The sequence below is a fragment of the Methylomonas montana genome (genome assembly GCF_030490285.1).
In the GTDB taxonomy this organism is placed as follows: Bacteria; Pseudomonadota; Gammaproteobacteria; order Methylococcales; family Methylomonadaceae; genus Methylomonas; species Methylomonas montana.
In genome coordinates this window covers 4,195,974-4,217,434 of the sequence record NZ_CP129884.1, presented here as the reverse complement: position 1 = coordinate 4,217,434, position 21,461 = coordinate 4,195,974, and the positions used below count along the sequence as shown (strand labels likewise).

Here is a 21,461-nt window from a genome sequence, read left to right as displayed (position 1 = left end):
ATGAGCGTCTGGACTTTATACCGGCATCGTAATGCTGACGGCAGTTCCAAAGATTGGGCGGTCCGAAGTAATTCGGATGGCAGTATCACCACCCGCTGGGGCAAAACGGATTCTCGTCTGCCGAGCAGCAACACACGAACGGGAATACGCCAGCACGATATCGAACGACAAAAACAGGCCAAAGGCTATGTGTTTGTCGGCAAAGTCGAAATCGATACCGATGGCAACATCCGTTTGCCCCGTTCCGCGCCGATAGCCGATCCAGTAACAGTGTCGATCGAAATGCCACCAGTCGCGGTCGACAAGCTGTATTGGCATGTCGATTGTCGCGCCGGGCACGCTACCTTGCTCGACATGGGTATCGCGCTACGCCGTTGGTTGGGCGATCTGGAAGCCTGGTCTCAGGCTCAAGGATTTGCCGCAAGTAACTGGTCCGGTTGGCAACGACTGATCAATGCCAGTCTGGGCGAAGAAGCCTTTGATCTCAGCGGGCAAATCCACCGTGAACACGGGGTGTTGCCTTGGCTGTGGATGATGGCCTTGAAGCATGCGGCATTTCCCGGCGTTTTGGTCGGCATTGCCAGCGAAACTGGCCGTGATGTGTCGTCGGACTTGAAAGCCGAAACCGAGGTATTGGCATTATTCGATACCGACATTGAGGCGATAAGGCCGCTGGCGGAAAGCCTGGGGCTCTTGAAACCTCGGCTCGATCTGGCGTTGGCCATGGCCGATCAAACCGATCATTGGTTTTGATTTACTGAAGGCCCAGCCTTTTATTCCTGTATCGAGTTCGACACAGGCATTTTTTAACATTCACCCGGAAGGGGCCATTCGCCCCTGCGGGGTCAGTGAGCCTTCTTCCATAGGAGGTTCACATGACACAAACCCAACTCATTTTGGATCAAGTCGTCTTGATCAAGGTCGACGCTACGATTTACGGCGCGCGCAAAAAGCTCAACAAGGAAGATCTAGTATTGGCCGACGGTAGCAAGTTGCCGCCGGAGGATTTGGCCAGTTTGGGCTCGAAGCGCTTGCTCGATCCGGATCGGCTATCGGTGTTCAACCGCCTGAAAAAGGAAGCCGAACGTATTTGTTTACGCGTCGGCACCCGATTTCTGGGTGGATTCGTCGTACCGGTCGTGGCAGCGGCGCAGGTCACAACGGAACTGGATCGCATCGCCGGTGACTTTGCCCAGGCACGGACCGAGTTTCTGGATGGCTACGATGCGGCGGTACAAGACTGGATGATTAAACATCCGGAATTTGCCGGCATTATCGAAAAAGCCATCGACTCGGTGGCATTGGTCGCCACCCGCTTGACGTTTGACTACCTGGTGGTCTCGGTCGCCTTACCAGACCAGTTGCCAAAACAGGAGGTGGAACGCCTGGAATCAAAAATCGGCTCGTTAAGCGAGCAGATGTTCCATGAAATCGCGGCGGACGCCAACTTGCTGGTCGAGCACTCGTTGCTCGGCAAGGAACAAGTCACCCGCAACGCGCTCAGGCCGATCAAACGCATCCGCGACAAGCTTGATGGTTTGAGTTTTTTGGATCATCGGGTGGCACCGGTGGTCGCGACGATCGATGACTTGCTCGGCAAAATCCCGAATCGGGGATCGATTGAAGGCAGTTTGCTGCAGGAAATCCTCGCTACGGCGATGTTGCTGGCCGATCCGGATAAAACCCGGCGGCACGGTGAAGGTTTGTTGGCTGGGCAAGCTCCGGTTGTCGAGACTGATGCTGATGTTGAGATTGATGTTGTAGAAACCGTCGATCAGGCGTCGTCAGAATCATCTGAACTGACCGCATCATCAACCCTCGTCATTCCCGTATTAGCTGATGCCGCTACAGACGAAACGGATTTTACCGATTTGTTTGACGGTATCTTTGACGACGAACCCGAAGCTGAATCGGTAACCGATGACTGGGCTTTGGATGTCTTGCTGGATAAGTGTCAGCCCGATCGGGAAACCGGGCACGATGCCGAACAAGCCTCTGATTCGGAAAACTCAGCAGAACCGGCAACGGTGACGGCGGGAGACGATGAGGAAGCGGACGATTCTGATCAGGACTATTGGTTCTGATCAGACGCCATTTAACACTTAACCCATTGGGGCAAAATCATGTCCCGCTGGGGTCGTGGTTTGCCCCTAAATTTTGGAGTACACCATGAAAAATAGAACCCTACACAATGCATTCCCCATTGTTGCTGCTGCCATTGGCAATCGCTTTGGCGTCAAAGTCAGTGTCGGCGGTGATAATGCCTATACCGATGGACAATCGATTCAATTGCCAGCCTATGACGGCGATGATCCGGATTATCAGGATGTCGCCTGGGGCCTGTTAGCCCACGAAGCGGCACATATTCGCTATTCGGATTTTACGCTGCATTACGGCAGTTCGGTCTTACGCCGGCGATTATGTAATGCGATTGAAGACGTCCGCATCGAGCATGAACTGGCGAAAGATTTTCCGGGTACGCGGTTGACGATAGGTACGGTGATCGAAAAAATGATTGCTAAAGGCGACTTTGTGGCCAGCCTTATCGACGATCATCCGGCCAACATTCTGTACGGCTTCGTGTTGAAAAGTTTGCGAGCCAAGGTATTGGGTCAAGCGGCGTTACGGCCGTTGGTCGAAGAAACCGAAACCTCATTGAAGGCGAAGTTTCCCATCGGCGCGGTGACGCGGTTGAAAGGCTTGCTGTCCGAAGTCCCGGAGGGTTTACAATCGGAGAGTGATTGCCTGATGTTGACTGATCGTATCCTGACCATGATTGAGCAGGAATTCGAGCAACAACAGCAGCGTAATCAGAACCAGATATCGGCCGATAGGGAATCGTCGCCTGAACCGGGCGATACGGATCAGGATGGTGAATCAGCCGATTCGGACGATTCGAATGCCCCGGATTCGAAGGATGACATGGAACCCGGTGAACAGTTAGCAAATGACACTGATGACGAATCGTTTTCAGAACCAGTGGGTAATGGTGCGTCGGATCCAGAAAATCCTGACGATGAACCGGCAATGCCATCCGACAGCTTGACATCCAACCAACAAGGGGATGATGAAGATGATACGGAGATTGCCGACCCAATGGACGTCTTGCAGACCTTGTTGTCCGCCGGAGAAGGTGACATTGAGCAAGATTTATTCGAGTCATTGAAATCGGCGTTGTCGTTGGCCGCGGAAAATGTATCGGAGTTGCTGATGCCTAGCGGCCATGAACCGCCCATGGATGATCGAACCGGTGCATTTTTGCTTCGTAAGGTGCAATGCGAATCGGGAAAAATCCGCGCCGCTTTGCAAGGCTTGGTGCAATCGCAAACTCTCAACCGCTCGCAACACGCCTGTCGTGGTCGGCGGATGGATGGCAAGCGCTTACACCGCCTGCCGCTCGGTGAAACCAAGGTGTTTCAGCGTAAGCAGGTCAAAGCAGCACCCAATACGGCGATTCATCTGTTACTGGATAAATCCGAAAGCATGGGTTATCAGGTGACTGATAGCCAAGGGCAACCGATTGGATCGCGAATGCCGATTGCGTTGGAAGCCACTTTGGCGCTGGCGTTGGCCTTTGAAGGTATTCCGGGGGTTAATCCTGGCGTCACTGCGTTTCCCGGGCTTCAGGATGATTCGGTGTTCCAGTTGCTGGAGCATGGTCAACGGGTGAATGTCCGCACCGGTGCCTTCTCGCTGGCAGCCACCGGCAGTACGCCGATGACTGAAGCGATTTGGTTTGGTGCGGCGTCACTGCTGCGTTGCCGAGAACCGCGCAAGGTATTGATGGTGATGACCGATGGTCAACCCAACGATACGCTGAGCACGCTGGATATTTTGCAGCGCTGCCGGGATAGCGGTATCGAAACGGTGGGCATTGGTTTGGGACTGGATGTCAGTCATCTGTTTCCGATTGCCATCACCATTAACGATCTTTCAGAGCTGAGAGCACAATTGTTCGATCTCTCGAAAGCGGTGTTGTTGGCGGCCTAAGTCTCGGCCAGTCAATTATCCGTAGCCCAATCCTTGGCGTAATGCCTTGGATTGTGGCTATGGGTAGCTGATTGCAAACGCAGTTTGTCGAATGCACTCACTTCCTGGAGCCCATTCGACAAACAGACATTTCATGCGTTCTTTTCAAAGAATGGTGAATCCGACTTCGGTCGGCGTTCCGTCTTTAGACGGCGAGCACGTTAAGCCGTGATCGTGTCGGGTACGTTAAGCCCGATGTTAATCGCAGTTTGCCCTGGCAAATTGTCTGCAATTCATCCCACTTCGGGCGACCATCGCCCGACTGGGCGCTGTTCATTCGAAGTGTTTTCTTAAATTTTCAAAGGAGAACTTCAATGAACTTTATTTTCGGCATCATCCTACTGGCTATGTTTATCCTCGCCTTGCGGGTGATTTGGGCAACAGCATTGCAACTGCTGGGCGCATTGAAACATGCGTCTCAAACGTTTCACAGCTATCGTGCAAAGCGCCTAGCTCGAAACCGATTACCGGTGATCTTGCCCCAAATCCGTCATGAAGTGGATTGGTTGGCGATGTCAGATTCGGTGCGTCAGGAAATTCATAGTCGCAATCGTGAAACGAATCGCGAGCTGGATCGCTTGGAACTCCAATATCAAGCCAAACAGAAAACGATCAAACTCTACGAGGCGGATATTGAAATCGCCAAACTAGAGCGGGATTTATTGAAAATCAAACCGACTATCGTCTCGGCGGAAACCGAGGCTAAACCCCGTCGGCGGTCTAAAAAAGTGGGCGATTCAGCCCTGGTGGACGACAAATCCGCTAAGACTGCCCAACAGGTATTTCAATTGAGGGAAGCGCTGAAAGGTAATGCCAACGCACCGGCTAATCAGCAAGCCCGCCATTGAATACTCGTAGCGTGATTCCGGTTCCTGTATTGATGCTGCGAACCGGAATCTCGCGTTGGTTGGATTCATCAGCAAACACCCAGCTACCTTCGGGCAATAACGACAACAGGTCGTTCTGGGTTTCCCGACGTATTTGGCGAATTTTGTTTAGAAACGGCCAGGCTTGTTCAGGATCGTCAACCCGATTGAGCACGTCGGCTTCCAAAACATCCAATTTTTGGAAAATTTGTTGGCAATGTCGAACGACTTTTAGTGGTTCGTCGACAGGAATAGCCATCGGCTTTTTCGTTGGAATCAGCTCCTCTGTCCGCTTCGGACTGAGGAAGTCAAAAATGCGCAAAATATCGTCAATCATGGCTTTTTCTCTGCTTTTTAATGAGTTTTAGCCACCATATACCGATTTTTACGCGAATTCAACCCCGCTGAACGAGCCGTTTTTCGGCTTTAATCAGCGTTATTTACCTGCAGGAACGTCATCCTGCCGGGTGATCGTTCCTGCGATTTTTTGGAGGCAATGACCATGTCATCAACATTAGAAAATGGCGTTAGCCATTCGCATTCTGAAATTGAAGGTGTTTGGTATTTGAATCAGTACCGCTGCCCTTACTGCAAAACCGAATGGGCGGATGTATGGGATAGCGGCTGTAACGATCGCTGCCCGGACTGTAACAAGGAGATCGAGCCTTATGAAATCGCATTGATCGAGGGTGAATCGGTGGAAACCGAATCTCCAGTCCAAGAACCAGCCTTAGCCAATGCCACGCCGGAAGGCATGAATCGACTATTCGTAGTGTCCTACGAGATCGACTATGTGCACCGGGTGTCGGTGGGTATCACCGCGGATAGTCCCGAAGCGGCACAACAAATTGCCGAACAGGCATTCAATGACGCCACCATTTGGGATGACACCGCCGCCATACCGTTATTGTCGGATGAATACCTTGAGTCGGGCGATGAAAGCCTGGTATGGGAATGCGTGGCTGTTGAACAACTGCCGGAACCGGATTATTCGGTACGGCAATTGAAGCAGGAACAAGCAGCCATGCGGGTTTGTCGGGGTTTGATTGAAGCCTATCAACAAGGCGAAACCAACGGCGGCAGTATTGATTGGGACGATTTGGATCAGTTAATACCTCTGGCAGTGCAAGCCTTGGGAAAACCTGCACTGGGCATCCAATCCTAAAAAATGCGCCCGTTGTGACGCGCTATTTGTAAAAGCCTGAGTTAGCCAAATCATCCGATTCGGCACTCATTTTTATCCACCCACACGGGAATGTCCTATTCCCGCTGGGGATTCGTGATGTTTCCGTTTTTTCATTGAGGACAACATCATGAATCAAGTCTTTGAACACACGTTCGGCACGGGTCATTGCATCCAGTATCAGCGATTACCGTCCGGCACCTGTTATCACGCCGACACACCGGAACCGGTGGTCGAGTTGCTGGAACAGTTGCGGTACAGCCGACGCAAAATCCGGCTGTATTACGGCGATATCCAAACCGGCCAATCCTGGCTCGATGAACACGATGTCATCGGCTGGATTGGTCGCTCGATGGGCACGATCAAAGTGCCGTTGTTGATAGAACCCGGTGACATCGGCGGTCCGGCATTAATGGATCATTGCATCGTTCGTGTCGATAGCCCGCGCCAGGTGCTTTACCAACACGAAGACTTTCGCGTCGGCGAGGTGGAACTGGTGAGAGGTGAGCTTAAACGCTTGCCCTGGGAAATCTGGATCGACGGCAGCGTGCAAGCCCGGTTCAAGGCAAAAACCGAAGCCCGGCAGTATCAGGACTTCATTCAAGGTAAGCGGTTTGCGTTGATCTGACGCGCCGTTTGATTTCGACACTCGGTTAAGCCGAGATTTTTTTATTTTACCCCTGCGGGATGATTCTATCCCGCCAGGGATAAATCGGTCGTCAGGGGATTCTTTGGAGTACACCATGACAGACCCTTATCAATATTACCCCACGCCAGAAGCACTGAGTCGTAAAGCTTGGGCGATGTTCAAGAACCAACAATTCGCTCGGGTATTAGAGCCCTCAGCAGGCGAAGGACATTTGCTTCGTCCAGGGCCATACCAGTACGGTAAACGTTTGCCGATCGATTGCATTGAAATCGATATCCGCAAACACGCGGCTCTGCGCGATGACGGATTTGCTGTGGTGGGAATGGATTTTCTGCAGTTTCAAAGCGGCAGTGTCTATTCTCACATCATCATGAATCCGCCGTTTGCCGAAGGCGCCAAACACGTGTTGAAGGCTTGGGAGATCTTGTTTGACGGTGAAATCGTCGCCATTCTCAATGCCGAAACTGTGCGCAATCCGTTTTCGAAAGAACGCCAGTTGTTATTACGGTTGATCGAGCAGCACGGCGAGGTCGAGTTTCTGCAAGAAATGTTCGCCGGCGAGGATGCCGAACGCAAAACGCCGGTCGACGTGGCTCTGGTCTGGTTGAAAAAAACTTCGACGTTCGAACAGGACATCCTCGGCAGTATTCTGGACGATTTGCGCCAGGATCGTCGAGAGGCCGACGATTTAGCGGGCGAGTTTCATTTGCCCCATGAGCTGGCCTTGCCGAATGCCTTCATCGATAACGCGGTGTTGATGTTCAATGCCGCGGTCGAAGCAGCGCGACAGGCCGTGGTCAGTGAAGCCCGTGCCAGCCGTTATCGGGCTATGCTGGGCAAAACGCTCGGCGAACTGAGCGGTGGCGGTATCAGCAGTGAAGACGAGTCGTCTTCGGATGCGGTGAAGCGGACGCTGTTTAAACGCTATCACGATCTGAAGAATCGGGCCTGGGCCAGCATTTTACGCTCGACTCAGGTCACTTCGCGCTTGTCATCGGCGGCGCAGAAACGCTTGGAGTCGGATTTCGAAACGGTCAAGTCCTTGGAATTTACCGTGCCGAATATCTATGGCTTTCTGCAAGGCATCATCGATCAGCAAGGTGAAATTCAACTGAGCATGGTGTGCGATGTGTTCGATCTGATCACCCGCTATTACAGCGATAACGCGGTGTTTTACATGGGCTGGAAAAGCAATGACAAACATCGCACGCTGGGGATGCGGATCAAAACCACGCGATTCATTCTGCCGGGTCATGGCTCGAGTGCTTACCAGAACGGCCTGAATTGGGAGTCAGAACGGCTATTAGCGGATTTCGACAAGGTGTTTGCCTTGCTCGATGGTAAGACCGAAGCGGAAGTGAGTTTGGTGTCGGTGTTTCGGCAGCATTTTCACGCGCTTCGGGTTGGCAAGCGGATCGGTGGCAGTTACTTTGACGTTCGCTATTATCCGGGCGTTGGCACCATTCACTTTTTTCCGAAAAGTAAAACCCTGATCGACCGGATGAACCGTTGGGTCGGTCGCCAGCGTCGCTGGTTGCCGCCCGTGGAAAGCCAAGCCGGACAAGGTTTCTGGCAACAGTTCGAACAGGCGGAAGCGTTCGACAGGGTGTTTCACACCGAAGTGAACAAGCAGTGTCCACGCAGTAGCCGGCATGTCCATTTCGATCCGTTTTGGGCGATCAAGCACGGCGGCGAGTCGGAACGGGAAAAAGGTCATCGTCTGTTAACCCAGGCGATGAGCAGCGTGTTGGCCAGCCGAGGCATCGATCCCGATGCGGTGTTGGAAAACGAACAATCCAGCTTGTTGGAATGGACGGGTTCTCTACCATCGGCTACCGACCTGGCTTTGGCATCGTAATTCGGTGTTAGACCGGGACTTAACTTAACCACTGGCCTAGCCAGTATCACCCGCTTCGGGGAGATGATCCGTTCTCCCCGTCGGGGTTGGACTGTGTCGCTTCCTCAGGGCTTTTTATTCGAGGAACTCACATGAACACCACACAATTATCGGTAAACCCCGAAAAATTGATTAACAACCTGCGTTTCAGCTTTACCCAGTCCACCACGGTACTGGGCGAATTGATGCAAAATGCCCGCCGCGCCGGCGCCACGTTCGTCAGTTTCGAGTATTCGGAAGACACTCGAACCTTGACGGTGTGTGACGATGGCTGCGGCATCGCCTGTTTGAAAACGTTGCTGACCGTGGCCGAGTCGGGCTGGGATGTTGACGTCATCGAACGGGAATGCCCATTTGGCCTGGGATTTTTGTCGGCAATCTTTGCCTGCGATGCCATCAGCGTCGACAGCAAAGGCGGTCGATTTTCGGTGGATACGGCCGAGCTATTGGCCTTCCAACCAATTGCGATCGAACCTGCTGACTGGCAAGGCATCACTCGTTTGACGCTGACCCAGTTCAAACCCGAAGCGGATCGGATTGAATCCCAGTTGCGTCGATTGGCGCGGGGATTTCCGATTGAGGTGCGCTTTAACGGTGTCAGCCTGGATCGGCCGCGAGCAGTCACGTCAACATTACCGTTCATCGAGATCGAACTGGGCGATCTGTACTTGTATGGCTTGTCCCAGGGCGAAGACTGGTTGCGACAGTCGGAGTATTTTCATCTGTATCTGCAAGGTTTACCGGTCTATCACAGTCACCACGAACGAGACCCCGGTCATGTCATCCACTTGGATTCAAGCCGGTTTTTCGCTCGGTTGCCCGACCGGGATAAATTGATCGATGAAGCACAGGTGATTGCTGAGGTTAAGCACGTTCTGCAACGGGAAGCCAGGCAACGAATGGAAATGATCAAACGCGAATTGTCTGCTGAGGAGTTTGTCCTTGGCTACGACACCTTGAAAACTTACCGCTGCCTGGATTTACTGAATGACGTGCCGTTATTGCCGAAACAGGTATTGGCCATCATTCAGGATTATCCGATCAAGGAAGGTTGCAGCAGCGTCAATTTGGCAGTGGTTTCGCAACCGGTCAGTCGAAGCGATGTGGAAAACGGCCTTGTCAAAGTTGCCGACCTGGATGATCTCGATGAGGTCGGTGCGCTACGCTGGATGTTCGCTTGGCGCCGGGATTATCGAATATTTCGACCGGGGCTGGATGCCGGGCATTGGCTATGTTCGTACCTGGTCGATTTGAATGGGCCGGAAGTCACTTTGGACATAGTCAATGAATCGCACCGCGCTTATTTTGCGGGGCAATGGGTAAGTGGTCAGGCGGTATTTTGTGAACAGTACCGGTTAACCCTTAATGGCGAGTCTGTCGACATCGATAACGATGCCGTATATGACGAGGACCAGGATCGCTTCATCGTACCAAGTCGGGAGACATCCGGATTGGTGGTTTGCCAGGCATCGTCCTACTACGACGAATGGGATACGTTCATGGAATCCGCCAAGGAAGCCGATGAATGGGATTTTCATAACTTCGTGGTGGCCAATACGGCTGACAAACCGGCGGATGCATTGCAACGACTGCTGCCGAAATTTGGCAGTTGTCCGGCGCTGTTTTCCAGGACCTTTCAAATCGTGCTCGGCAATAGTGGCGATGTCGTCACCGTTGCGGAAGTGTAGTCGAAACCCAATCGGGCCGATGGCCGCGGCTGTGTTAGCCCGTGGCTTTTGGCTGGATTTCTGGCGAACGACCACTTAACAAGCATCATTCCAAAACACCTGACGCAGTAATGGCGTCAGCTTAAGCGTCTTTAGCGAAATGTGTTCTGCCGACGGTCAACGTCTGCAGACATCGCTGACGAGGCTTTGAATATTTTTGACAACCCTTCCGGAGAAAGTCCACCCCGGAAGGGAGCGGCTTTCTCCAAATTTTAAGATTACGGGAGAAAGCCCATGTTATTCATTCGAGGAACCAATAATCGTTACCGTATGGCCGATGAACAGGATGTCATCTTAGAGGCCATTCAGATTTACAACCGCACTTTCAGTCGAGGCGAAGCCTTGACCAGTCCGGACAAGGCGAAGGACTGTATCAAGTTAAAATTGGCGCCGTATGAGCACGAAGTATTTGTGTGTCTGTTCTTGGACAATCAACACCGCGTCATCGCTTGCGATGAATTGTTCCGGGGGACGATTGATGGCGCTAGCGTGTATCCGCGCGAAGTGGTCAAGGCCTCGTTGCACTATAATGCTGCGGCGCTAATCATGGCGCACAACCACCCATCCGGGATTAGCGAGCCCAGTCAGGCGGACCGCGTGATTACAGAGAAACTCAAAGAGGCCTTGGCCTTGATTGACGTACGCGTACTTGATCATTTCATCATTGGCGAGACCGTATATTCCTTTGCGGAGCATGGCTTGTTGTGAGCTTGCTCTTGGGCTACCGAGGCAGACCAACGCATCACAGAGCGTGGAGATTGATCCAATAGGCTATTTCAAGAAAAAAATGTGATAACAGCGCCCCGTCCTTCAGACGGTGGCGCATTTTTCCATCATGATGCATTTTTGTTAAATGCTTCACAATTATTGCCAGCATCTTCCGTTTTATCCTGTTTTTTCACCGTCTCCCAGTCAACGTCCCGCAAAGTCTTGCGAGGAAAGTACCCCAAATCAGACCACTTTCCGTGTGAGATTTTTCCAGTGCGTGGGCCTAGCATAACGCCTAACGAATTTGCCGAACACGGGAAGACAAGTAATGTCGACACTGGAAGAAGATCTATCGCAACTCAATTTTGAATATCTGATGCTGGCTCGTGAATCTGTCCGTAGCAACGCGCTGGAAGCCGCCTGGCGTTTTGGCCTGAATCAGAAACAGCTCAGTGTCATGGAAACATTGACAGTGGAAAAGATGCGGGCATTGGCGGGTAACAGTCGGGCCATCATTCGTTTATTACCGCTAAAGACTCCACAGCATATGGCACCGTCTGTGCATAGCGCATTGCTGATGTCCGAGCTTGATAACGAGGAGGATGTCTGAATGTATCGGATACCCAGCGAAATAGCTTTGCCGGAATTTTTGGAAACGATGTCCATGGCGAACAAACTCATTCGGTTAGGGGCAAGGCCACCAGTCGTTCAGCATCTCTGTGGCATCGGTCGCAAGGTGGCGATTCGTCTGCACAAGGACGCCCATCACAGCCCATCAAAATCAGGCATGTTGCCGTACGATTCTTATTGGATTGCCCGTTCATCACTGAATGCGCTGCATGCTTCGACTTTTCTGGGCATTTTTGCGGATATCTCTCAACTCCACAGTCAGAATTCTATCAACGCTAGGAGATTCTTGGCTGCGTACGCGCTGTACAGCGAAGTGTTTCGGCGAGCCAATAATCTCAATGGTTTGGGCGTTAGCGCTGATCGCGGTAACTTATTGGTTATTAACCGTGCTTGGCATCTTATTCAACAATTAAATAGCCGGGAAAGTCGGCTCGTTTTATGCGAAACCTGTCAATCCCGGCATATCGTACTGAACACAGTGCCAAAATTTTACCAACGCTGCCCAATTTGTGAGGTTTGGGCTGAAAAAAACATACGTCGCTACAAGGCGGCTTGTCTTGGCAGGCAAGTCGATCAAGCTCGGGATGCACGGTTGTCGACGACTTAACCACCGACAAGGAGATTGTTATGTATGTCGTCATCAAGCACCTCACCAAACTGAAAACACCCCAGACCTGTCATGGTAAGCAACTGGTACAACGAGCGAGAGAATGTTTTTTGCTCAACGAATGCCTGACACTGGACTTTGAAGGGGTCGAATCCATCTCTATAGGTTTTTTCCAGGAAGCCATCCTCACGCTGGTGAACGAGTTTGGAGCTGACTTCCTCAAATGCAAGTTGCAGGTAGTCAATATGAGCCCGGCTGTAGAAGCGATCATGCAGGATGCAGTGATCCGTGTGGATGGGTATGTTGATCGATTGATGACCCTACACCAAGAAACCGTTGACCAAGAGCTATATGATCTGAATCTGGCGTGGCTAGTAAAGGTGCGTACCGTCGCCCGAGAAAATGCCCTACAAGCGCTTTTGATCATGGGAATTGCCGATGAAGAGTTGCGATTAGCAGTGGCAAAGTTGTCTATGGACGAAATGCAGGCTCTCGCCCGATCTGGTTGTTTATGTTTTGCACCCCGCTTTACATCGCAATTTATTCAGGGCTTTGGACAGCGTCACCATGATCTGGTTGATTTGTTGTTGGCTTTCACTGCGGGTTAGGTGGAGTGGTCATGTTAGATAACTACAAGCAACAAACACTGGCCCTTGAACTCATCAAACGCAAAGCCCGTATTGGCACGATTCATCAAGAAACAGCCATTTCAATTAAATGGCTGCGAAAAGCTTATCGTCAATATCATGGGTTTTCTGCGCGTTCCGGTGATAATAAACAATCCATTCACGCGCTCACCCGCTCTAACCAACAATATAAAGAGGCTGCAGCCTTTGCTGCTTGTTATAGACAGGCTCAGTTCATCATCGACCAACGCAGTATTTACCAAGTCATCAATGCTTTTGATGCTTTTAAGAAAATGCACCCGGCCAGCAAACTGGATTTCTCCGAAACCAGTGTGATTATTGAAGAACTATTAGCCAACACAATTGAACTGACGCGATGTCCTGTTTGTAATTGCTGGAATTTGCTGCGCGCCCGCATGAATCATATTGAGCGGTGTGGGGTTTGCAAGGCACGTTTGAAAAAATGAGATTGAGCAGGTGCATGGCGGTTTTTTAATTTTCAAGTTGGCAGTAAGAATCCAGGAAGTTACAGCCTATTTTTGCCTGATTGGCGGAATTTAAAACATGACGAATAATTACCCACCAAGAATCTTAAGGCTGCCAGAAGCACAGTATTACTCTGGTATGGGGCGAACCTTGTTTGATCGTGAGATTCGTCCCAATCTTCCCGAAATTCAAATGGGAAACCAAGGTATTGGCTTTGATCGACTTGACCTGGATCACGCTTTAGATGAATATAAAACCCGCAACGTGAGGGTTAAGGAGCAACCATCATGGCAAGAAACAAACTCCCAGGGTTGTACTGGGACAAGAAAACAGGGAAAGGTTCCGTCGACAAACGGATCGACGGGATCGGAAGAGTTCGCCACCGCTTTACAGCGAGCTCACAAATCGAAGCAGAGGCGGAATACCATAGAGCGATAGCTGCAGCTAAAACGGAAGCGGCAGCGCCGAAACTGCGGACGTTTCGAGAAGCTGCAACAAAATTTCTAAACGAGGAGGTCAAACCTAGCTTGAGTCGAGATGCCAAGTGCTTGGAAAATTTGGATCCGTGGATTGGGCATCTTAGAATTGATCAAGTGCATCAAGGCACCTTACAGCCCTACATTGAGCATCGCCAGAAACTTGGAATTAAAAGCGGTACTGTTAATAGGGAGTTATCTGTTGTAAGAAGGATATTGTCTCTTGCCTCTCGGGTATGGCGAGACATGGACAATAATCCATGGTTACCGACAGCTCCGCTATTACGGTCCCCAAATTGGGGAGACACTGCGCATCCTTATCCACTGAACATTGAAGAGCAACGGCGTTTTTTTAAAGAGTTGCCTTCGCATTTGGCTGAAATGGCCATGTTTGCTTTGAATACTGGTGCTAGGGATAAAGTAGTTGGTGAATTACGTTGGGAATGGGAAATCAAAATTCCTGAAATCGGAACGTCTGTCTTCCTAGTGCCGGGAGATTTCACTAAAAATGGTACACCGTGCTTGTTGGTACTAAACAGTACGGCGAGAAACATAATTGAAAGCCGGCGTGGGAAAATTGCCACGCATGTTTTTGGTTACAGGGGGAAACCGGTCGTTCGAATGTATAACTCCGCCTGGAAAAAAGCTTGGGTAAGAGCGGAGTTACCTGTAGGCAAAGAGGTTTTATCAGGACCTCACAACCTCAGACATACCTTTGCAAGGAGGTTACGACTTGCGGGTGTGCCATTGGAAACCAGAAAAGCGTTGATGCATCACATTGATGGAGACATCACGGTGCATTATTCGCCAGCAGAAGTTGGTGAATTGATAACGGCAGTCGAGATGCTGACTAAGGTTGAAGGGGTAACTATGTTGCGATTGGCATCGTGATTTACCCAGTGGGTAAATCAGCAAAAATCGACTGGTTTACCACAAAGCCATAACCAATTGATTTTTTAGCATAAAAATGGTGCCGGCAATAGGAATCGAACCTACGACCTTCGCGTTACGAGTGCGCTGCTCTACCTGCTGAGCTATGCCGGCGTGTGAGGGGGCTATTTGTAGATGGTTTTGGGGTCTTTCAAGACCGGCTCGGTGGTTTGCCAGGCACCATCGTGCAGGCTGCGGAAAAAGCAACTTTCTCGGCCGGTATGGCAGGCGATGCCGCCTTCTTGTTCAATTTTAAGCAAAATTACATCAGCATCGCAATCCAGTTGCATGTCGATGACTTTTTGTCGGTGCCCCGATTCCTCGCCTTTGCGCCACAGGCGCTGGCGAGAACGCGACCAGTATACCGCATAACCGTCTGCGGCCGTGAGCGCCAGCGCCTCGCGGTTCATCCAGGCAAACATCATCACACGGCCGCCGATGCTATCTTGAGCGATAACCGGCACCAGGCCGTCCTCGGTCCATTCGATTTCGTCCAGCCAGGCTAGGCTCATAGCCGCACCTCTATACCGCGAGCTTGCATGTGTTTTTTGGCCTGTTCGATTGTGTATTCGGCAAAGTGGAAAATGCTGGCGGCCAATACCGCATCGGCTTTGCCTTCGAGGATGCCGTCGGCTAGATGGTCGAGGTTGCCGACGCCGCCGGAAGCGATCACCGGGATGCTGACCGCTTCGCTGACGGCCCGCGTCAGCGCCAAATCGAAGCCGGACTTGGTGCCGTCTCTATCCATGCTGGTCAGCAAGATTTCGCCGGCGCCGTAATCCCTCATTCTGACGGCCCATTCGACGGCGTTAATGCCGGTTGGTTTGCGGCCGCCGTGGGTGAAGATTTCCCAGCGGTCTTCCTCGCCGTCCTGGCTGATTTTTTTGGCGTCGATGGCGACCACGATGCATTGCGAGCCGAATTTTTCCGCTGCTTCTTTAACGAATTCGGGCCGAAACACCGCTGCGCTATTGATGCCGACTTTGTCCGCGCCGGCATTGAGCATGGTGCGGATATCCTCCAAAGTTCTGATACCGCCGCCGACTGTCAGCGGAATGAAAACTTCGCTGGCCACTTGTTCGACGACATGGACGATGGTGTCGCGGTTATCGTGAGTGGCGGTGATGTCGAGAAAGGTAATTTCATCGGCGCCTTCGCGATCGTAGCGGCGGGCGATCTCCACTGGATCGCCGGCATCGCGAATATCGACGAACTTGACGCCTTTGACGACGCGGCCGTTATCGACATCCAGGCAAGGAATAATACGTTTGGCTAGGCTCATTGTACTGACGATAGACCGGGTTATAGCTTAAGCATCGGTTTCACCGAACGATTCGGCCAATTTTTCCCCTTCGGCAAAATCCAGGGTACCTTCATAAATCGCTCGGCCGGTAATGGCGCCCATGATGCCTTCGTGAGCGACCGCGCCGAGGGCTTTGATGTCGTCCAGGTTGGTGATGCCACCCGAAGCGATGACCGGGATATGAATCGCCCGCGCCAGATTGGCGGTGGCTTCGACATTGACGCCCTGCATCATGCCATCACGGGAAATGTCGGTGTAAATAATCGCGGCAACGCCGTTGGCTTCGAATTTTTGCGCCAGATCGATGACGTCGTGGCGGGACAATTTCGACCAGCCGTCGATAGCCACCTTGCCGTCGCGAGCGTCCAAGCCGATGATGATGTGGCCTGGAAATTCGATCGATACGTCGCGGACGAAGTGCGGCTCGCTGACCGCCTTGGTGCCGATAATTACATATTGCACACCGGCTTCCAGATAGGCTTGGATAGTATCCTCGTCGCGAATACCGCCGCCGATTTGCACCGGCACATTCGGATAAGCTTGGGCGATGGCTTTGATCACTTCGGCATTTTTGGGTTTGCCGGCGAATGCGCCATCCAGATCGACCAGATGCAATCGCTTCGCTCCCGCTTCCACCCAGCGACCGGCGACGGCTAGCGGATCGTCGGAAAACACGGTGTCGTCTTCCATACGGCCCTGGCGCAAACGGACACATTTCCCTTCTTTCAAGTCAATTGCGGGTATCAGCAACATATCTAAATCTCGACAGTTAAATCACTAAATCTAAAGGTTAGTAAAGCCAACATCTAAGGGTTGGAAGTTACACCGTCCCGTTCCAGCGCAAGAAGTTTTGCAATAATTGCAAACCTACTGCCTGGCTTTTTTCGGGGTGAAATTGCACGGCAAACACATTGTCTTTTGCCAGTGCGCAGGTGAATGCTTGCGGATAATCGGCGCTGGCGGCGGTATGCCGCGCATCGTCAGGGACCGCGTAATAGCTATGCACGAAATAGAAGCGGCTATGGTCCGGAATGTCTTGCCAAAGCGGGTGCGGCACTTGTTTGACCCGGTTCCAGCCCATGTGCGGGATTTTCAGGACGTTGCCTGCGCCGTCGAGCATATGGTCGGCAAAACGCCGGACATGCCCCGGAATTATATTCAGACAGTCAATGCCGTCGTTTTCCTCGTTGTCGGTCAGCAAGGCCTGCATGCCCAGACAGATGCCCAGGAACGGTTTGCTCGAAGATACATCACGGATCACATCGGCCAAACCGCTATCGGTCAAGGCCTGCATGCAGTCGCGGATCGCGCCGACACCGGGAAACACCACGCGATCGGCCGCATGGATGACGGCGGCATCGGCGCTGATTTGTACGTTAACGCTGCTGTCGGCATGTTGAAGCGCTTTGGCGATGGAATGCAGATTGCCCATTCCGTAATCGATAACGGCTACTGATGACATAAAACTAGGGATTCAGGGTCAGGGGTTCTAGGCGGAATGCTTGGAAATTATAGACTGCCTTTGGTGGAAGGCATGATGCCCGCCATGCGCGGGTCCAGGCTGATCGCCATCCGCACGGCCCGGCCAAATGCCTTGAAAACGGTTTCGGCGATATGATGAGCGTTGCCGCCTTTCAGATTGTCGATGTGCAAGGTCACGCCGGCATGATTGACGAAACCCTGGAAAAACTCCTTGAACAAATCCACGTCGAAATTGCCGATAAAAGCGCGCTTGAATTCCACGTTATAAAACAAGCCCGGACGGCCGGAAAAATCCACCACCACTCGCGACAAAGATTCGTCCAACGGGCAGTAGGCGTGGCCATAGCGGTAGATGCCTTTTTTATCGCCCAGCGCTTTGGTAAAGGTCTGGCCGAGCGTGATGCCGATGTCTTCCACGCTGTGGTGGGCGTCGATATGCAGGTCGCCGTGCGAGACTATTTCCATGTCTATCAAGCCGTGCCTGGCTACTTGATCCAGCATATGGTCCAGAAACGGCAAGCCGGTAGTAAACGCGGCCGAGCCGTTGCCGTCGAGATTGATGGAAGCTTTAATCTGGGTTTCGAGCGTATTGCGTTCAACCTGAGCGGTGCGTGGGTTCATGCTTGTGCGAATGGCTTATTTCGGCGCTAGTTTACGTGATTGTGACGGCTACGCCAAACTCTTGCTGGCGATCTCATAAACATCCTTGGACAGATGCTCGGTAGCGACAATACGCTGTAATTGCTGTTTCATCAAGCCCTGACGGTCCGCGTCATAACGCCGCCATTGCGCCAGACCGGTTACCATCCGGGAAGCGATTTGCGGATTGAGCGTATTCAGCGCCAATACCTGATCGGCCAGGAAGCGGTAGCCATCGCCGTTTTTAGCATGGAAATGCAACGGGTTGGCTTGGCTGAAGGCACCGATCAGCGAGCGCACCCGATTCGGTGTTTTCATGTCAAAAGCCGGATGCCGCATCAAGGCCTGCACGGTGGCAAAGGTATTGGGCATGCTGCTGGTAGCCTGTAAGGTAAACCATTTATCGACGACCAGTGCTTCCTTGCGCCATTGCACGTAAAAACTGTCCAGACTTCTGGCCTTGGCGGGGTGATGGCTGTTGACGATGGCCGCCAGCGCCGCCAGTTGGTCGGTCATATTGCGGGCGCTATAGAATTGTTTCTCGGCCATTTGGTAGCTGTCTTCGGATTCCAGCGTAATCAAATAACTCAGGCAGGTATTTTTCATGCGCCGCCGACCGACCGCGCCGGCATCGAAACAGCCCGATTCGTCGCGGTGATGTTGGATATACAACTGTGTAAGCTCGGCTTGCAAGGCTTCCGCCAGGGTCTTTTTCACAAATTCGCGGGCTTGATGAATCGCATCGACATTGATGATAGCCATTTGCCCGGACAAATAGCTCTCTTCCGGCAGCGCCAGCAGCAAGGCTTGATAAGACAAATCCCCAACAGGGTCGGTCAATACGCTGCGATAGGCCTCGACGATGACCGGCTCCAAATGCAGAGGTTTGTCCGATTCTATCGCCTCGATCAGCTTGAAGATGGCCTGCACCGCCAATTGCTGGCCGGCTTCCCAGCGATTGAAGGTGTCGCTGTCGTGCCGCAGCAAGAATGCCAGTTCGTCCAGGCTGCGTGGCATTTTCAAGGTGACCGGCGCCGAGAAACCTCTTAATAGTGATACTACCGGCGGCTGGGGCAGATTCTCGAAGTTGAAGGTTTGCTCGGCTTCGGTGACATCCAAGGTGATTTCCGCTTGGTTGGTGCCGTTGAAATGAATCGGCATGGCCGAGCCGTCCGCTGCCAGCAAGCCCAGTTTCACCGGAATATGCAGCGGCGCTTTCACCGGTTGATTCGGCGTCGGCGGACAATTTTGCTGGATGGTCAAATGTAGCTGTTGCGTGGCGGCATCGTAATGCTGGCTCACCGTCAACACCGGCGTGCCGGCTTGCGCATACCAGCGACGGAATTGATTCATCTCCACGCCGTTGACCTCTTCCAGTGCTTTGATGAAATCTTCGCAAGTGACCGCCTGGCCATCGTGACGTTGGAAATATAAATCGCAGCCTTTACGAAAACCCTCCGCGCCCAGCAAGGTGTGCAGCATCCGCACCACTTCCGCGCCTTTTTCGTAAACGGTCAGCGTATAGAAATTATTGATTTCGATATAAGCTTCCGGGCGCACCGGATGCGCCAACGGGCCGGCATCCTCGGCAAACTGGCGAGTCCGTAATGCGTTGACGTCTTCAATCCGCTTCACGGCCGGCGAAGTCATGTCGCCGCTGAATTGTTGGTCGCGGAATACGGTAAAGCCTTCCTTCAAACTCAGCTGAAACCAGTCGCGGCAGGTAACGCGGTTGCCGGACCAGTTATGAAAATACTCGTGGCCGATCACGCCTTCGATATGCTCGTAATCGCTGTCGGTGGCGGTATCGGGTCGGGCCAGCACAAACTTGGTGTTGAACACGTTCAAACCTTTGTTTTCCATCGCCCCCATATTGAAATGGTCCACCGCAACGATCATGTACAAATCCAGGTCGTATTCCAGGCCGTAGGTCTCTTCGTCCCAGCGCATCGCATTTTTTAGGGACTGCATCGCATGCGCGCATTTATCGACGTTGTGCTGTTCGACGAAAATTTCCAGCGCAATATGGCGACCGCTCATCGTGACAAATTCGTCTGCCACACATTCCAGTTGACCGGCCACCAGCGCGAACAGGTAGCAAGGTTTGGCAAACGGGTCTTCCCAACTGACCCAATGCCGATTGTTTTCCAACTCGCCACTGCCGGTTTTGTTGCCATTGGATAACAGTACCGGATATTTGGTTTTGTCCGCGACCAGCGTGGTCTTAAAGCGGCTCATCACATCCGGCCGATCCAGAAACCAGGTGATTTTCCGAAAGCCCTGTGCCTCGCACTGGGTGCAGAGCATGCCGTTGGACAAATACAAGCCTTCCAGCGCTGTGTTGGCCTCGGGATTGATGATGTTCTCCATGATGATCTGAAACGGCCTGTCCTGCGGCACCTCATGCACGATCAAGGCTTCCTCGCCGAGCAGATATTGGCTTGGTTCCAACGGTGCACCGTCGATCGCGACGCTAACCAGTTGCAATTCCTCGCCTAGCAGTTTTAGTGCGACACTCTCGGCTAAGCTCTGTGGATTGCGGCGCAAGCTCAAGGTCGCGCGCACGTGGGTACGTTGTTCGTCCAGATCGAAATTCAGTTCGACGTTGTCGATCAGGTATTCGGGCGGGGTGTAGTCTTTCAGGTAAACGGTTTGCGGGGTTGCGTCGCGCATTATTTATCGCTCTTCTTGTTTAACGGGTTGCGGCTTATACGAAATCAGCCAGTAAGTCAGGCCCAATGCCACGATGACTGCGGCAATGGCCGTAATGTAAGCGGGATCCAGGTCCTTGAAATCCAGCATGATGACTTTCCGGGCCACGGCCATCAAGGCGGTGGCGATCACCATTTTAATCGGCAGGGTATCGTGCTTGATGTACAGCGTGATGTTGATGAAAATTTCTATCGCGATCAGCACTGCCATGAACGAACCAAAAATCACCAGAATGTCGGATACCGTCAGCATCAAAAACGGCGGTTCGACCAGGCGTTGGTACATCACATAGCCGACATCGGCCACAGCCCATAAAATCACCAATACCATCAGCACCGCCAATACTCTGACCGCGAAATGAATCACCGCATGCAGCACTTTGAGCATGCCATCTTCCGCGACCGGCGGCAGTTTTACCTCTTGAGGGTCGTCGCGCAAATTGCGGTTCGCTCCGGGCCGGGAGGCTGACGAAGGCGGCGGAGCGGGTCTGGCGGGTGGTTTGGATTCCATC

Annotated in this window: 22 protein-coding genes and 1 tRNA gene; 14 read left to right on the top strand and 9 right to left on the bottom strand. The window is 52.3% G+C overall.

Features of this window, described 5'->3' with window-relative positions; all coding sequences use genetic code 11:
* The 4 genes from QZJ86_RS19475 (at nucleotide 1) to QZJ86_RS19460 (ending at nucleotide 4,877) form a co-directional block, all read left to right on the top strand.
* Nucleotides 1-753, top strand: a complete 753-nt coding sequence (locus tag QZJ86_RS19475; protein WP_301672182.1) for a hypothetical protein — start codon at nucleotides 1-3, stop codon at nucleotides 751-753.
* 122 nt (nucleotides 754-875) lie between these two features.
* On the top strand, nucleotides 876-2,084 hold the full coding sequence (locus QZJ86_RS19470) for a DUF3150 domain-containing protein (protein WP_301672181.1): 1,209 nt from the start codon (nucleotides 876-878) through the stop codon (nucleotides 2,082-2,084).
* Nucleotides 2,085-2,169: 85 nt separating this feature from the next.
* Nucleotides 2,170-3,990: a VWA domain-containing protein gene (locus QZJ86_RS19465; RefSeq protein WP_301672180.1), complete on the top strand. Its 1,821-nt coding sequence runs from the start codon at nucleotides 2,170-2,172 to the stop codon at nucleotides 3,988-3,990.
* Nucleotides 3,991-4,343: 353 nt separating this feature from the next.
* Nucleotides 4,344-4,877 (top strand): hypothetical protein, encoded by a 534-nt coding sequence (locus QZJ86_RS19460; protein WP_168033357.1) that lies wholly within the window; start codon nucleotides 4,344-4,346, stop codon nucleotides 4,875-4,877.
* Here QZJ86_RS19460 and QZJ86_RS19455 read toward each other — a convergent pair.
* The gene (locus tag QZJ86_RS19455; protein ID WP_301672179.1) at nucleotides 4,855-5,154 is read right to left on the bottom strand and encodes a hypothetical protein; all 300 of its coding nucleotides are present in this window, start codon (nucleotides 5,152-5,154) and stop codon (nucleotides 4,855-4,857) included. The two genes, QZJ86_RS19460 and QZJ86_RS19455, sit on opposite strands and share 23 nt — an antisense overlap.
* Nucleotides 5,155-5,397: 243 nt before the next feature.
* On the opposite strand from QZJ86_RS19455, the gene QZJ86_RS19450 reads away from it, so the two are divergent.
* The 10 genes from QZJ86_RS19450 (at nucleotide 5,398) to QZJ86_RS19405 (ending at nucleotide 14,775) form a co-directional block, all read left to right on the top strand.
* Nucleotides 5,398-6,060: a hypothetical protein gene (locus tag QZJ86_RS19450; RefSeq protein ID WP_301672178.1), complete on the top strand. Its 663-nt coding sequence runs from the start codon at nucleotides 5,398-5,400 to the stop codon at nucleotides 6,058-6,060.
* Nucleotides 6,061-6,208: 148 nt separating this feature from the next.
* Nucleotides 6,209-6,706, top strand: coding sequence for a hypothetical protein (locus tag QZJ86_RS19445; RefSeq protein ID WP_301672177.1), 498 nt, complete (start codon nucleotides 6,209-6,211; stop codon nucleotides 6,704-6,706).
* Nucleotides 6,707-6,821: 115 nt separating this feature from the next.
* Nucleotides 6,822-8,585, top strand: a complete 1,764-nt coding sequence (locus QZJ86_RS19440; RefSeq protein ID WP_301672176.1) for a DUF4942 domain-containing protein — start codon at nucleotides 6,822-6,824, stop codon at nucleotides 8,583-8,585.
* Between the two features lie 131 nt (nucleotides 8,586-8,716).
* Nucleotides 8,717-10,312: an ATP-binding protein gene (locus tag QZJ86_RS19435; RefSeq protein ID WP_301672175.1), complete on the top strand. Its 1,596-nt coding sequence runs from the start codon at nucleotides 8,717-8,719 to the stop codon at nucleotides 10,310-10,312.
* A gap of 273 nt (nucleotides 10,313-10,585) precedes the next feature.
* Nucleotides 10,586-11,059: a RadC family protein gene (radC, locus tag QZJ86_RS19430; protein ID WP_301672174.1), complete on the top strand. Its 474-nt coding sequence runs from the start codon at nucleotides 10,586-10,588 to the stop codon at nucleotides 11,057-11,059.
* A gap of 328 nt (nucleotides 11,060-11,387) precedes the next feature.
* Complete coding sequence (locus tag QZJ86_RS19425; protein WP_301672173.1) at nucleotides 11,388-11,669, top strand: flagellar transcriptional regulator FlhD; 282 nt, start codon at nucleotides 11,388-11,390, stop codon at nucleotides 11,667-11,669.
* Nucleotides 11,670-12,296, top strand: coding sequence for a FlhC family transcriptional regulator (locus tag QZJ86_RS19420; RefSeq protein WP_301672172.1), 627 nt, complete (start codon nucleotides 11,670-11,672; stop codon nucleotides 12,294-12,296).
* A 20-nt stretch (nucleotides 12,297-12,316) separates the two neighbouring features.
* On the top strand, nucleotides 12,317-12,904 hold the full coding sequence (locus QZJ86_RS19415) for an STAS-like domain-containing protein (RefSeq protein WP_301672171.1): 588 nt from the start codon (nucleotides 12,317-12,319) through the stop codon (nucleotides 12,902-12,904).
* Between the two features lie 11 nt (nucleotides 12,905-12,915).
* Nucleotides 12,916-13,389 (top strand): FlhC family transcriptional regulator, encoded by a 474-nt coding sequence (locus tag QZJ86_RS19410; protein ID WP_292574485.1) that lies wholly within the window; start codon nucleotides 12,916-12,918, stop codon nucleotides 13,387-13,389.
* A gap of 306 nt (nucleotides 13,390-13,695) precedes the next feature.
* On the top strand, nucleotides 13,696-14,775 hold the full coding sequence (locus QZJ86_RS19405) for a tyrosine-type recombinase/integrase (RefSeq protein ID WP_301672169.1): 1,080 nt from the start codon (nucleotides 13,696-13,698) through the stop codon (nucleotides 14,773-14,775).
* Nucleotides 14,776-14,852: 77 nt separating this feature from the next.
* On the opposite strand, the gene QZJ86_RS19400 is transcribed toward QZJ86_RS19405, so the two are convergent.
* From QZJ86_RS19400 to QZJ86_RS19365, 8 genes are all read right to left on the bottom strand, one after another.
* Nucleotides 14,853-14,928, bottom strand: a tRNA-Thr gene (locus QZJ86_RS19400).
* A gap of 11 nt (nucleotides 14,929-14,939) precedes the next feature.
* The gene (hisI, locus tag QZJ86_RS19395; protein ID WP_301672167.1) at nucleotides 14,940-15,326 is read right to left on the bottom strand and encodes a phosphoribosyl-AMP cyclohydrolase; all 387 of its coding nucleotides are present in this window, start codon (nucleotides 15,324-15,326) and stop codon (nucleotides 14,940-14,942) included.
* Complete coding sequence (gene hisF / locus QZJ86_RS19390; RefSeq protein WP_301672166.1) at nucleotides 15,323-16,096, bottom strand: imidazole glycerol phosphate synthase subunit HisF; 774 nt, start codon at nucleotides 16,094-16,096, stop codon at nucleotides 15,323-15,325. Before hisF ends, hisI begins: the two co-directional genes overlap by 4 nt.
* A 27-nt stretch (nucleotides 16,097-16,123) precedes the next feature.
* Entirely contained in the window at nucleotides 16,124-16,870 is a 747-nt protein-coding gene (hisA, locus tag QZJ86_RS19385; RefSeq protein ID WP_301672165.1) for a 1-(5-phosphoribosyl)-5-[(5-phosphoribosylamino)methylideneamino]imidazole-4-carboxamide isomerase, read from the bottom strand.
* A gap of 67 nt (nucleotides 16,871-16,937) precedes the next feature.
* A complete protein-coding gene (gene hisH / locus QZJ86_RS19380; RefSeq protein ID WP_301672163.1) occupies nucleotides 16,938-17,579 on the bottom strand; it encodes an imidazole glycerol phosphate synthase subunit HisH in 642 nt (213 codons plus the stop codon).
* 47 nt (nucleotides 17,580-17,626) lie between these two features.
* Nucleotides 17,627-18,220, bottom strand: a complete 594-nt coding sequence (hisB, locus tag QZJ86_RS19375) for an imidazoleglycerol-phosphate dehydratase HisB (protein ID WP_301672161.1) — start codon at nucleotides 18,218-18,220, stop codon at nucleotides 17,627-17,629.
* A 48-nt stretch (nucleotides 18,221-18,268) separates the two neighbouring features.
* The gene (gene pepN, locus QZJ86_RS19370) at nucleotides 18,269-20,911 is read right to left on the bottom strand and encodes an aminopeptidase N (protein WP_301672159.1); all 2,643 of its coding nucleotides are present in this window, start codon (nucleotides 20,909-20,911) and stop codon (nucleotides 18,269-18,271) included.
* A 3-nt stretch (nucleotides 20,912-20,914) separates the two neighbouring features.
* Nucleotides 20,915-21,460 carry a phosphate-starvation-inducible PsiE family protein gene (locus tag QZJ86_RS19365; protein WP_301672157.1) on the bottom strand — a complete coding sequence of 182 codons (546 nt, stop codon included), beginning with the start codon at nucleotides 21,458-21,460 and terminating at the stop codon, nucleotides 20,915-20,917.
* Between the last annotated feature and the right edge of the window lies 1 nt (nucleotide 21,461).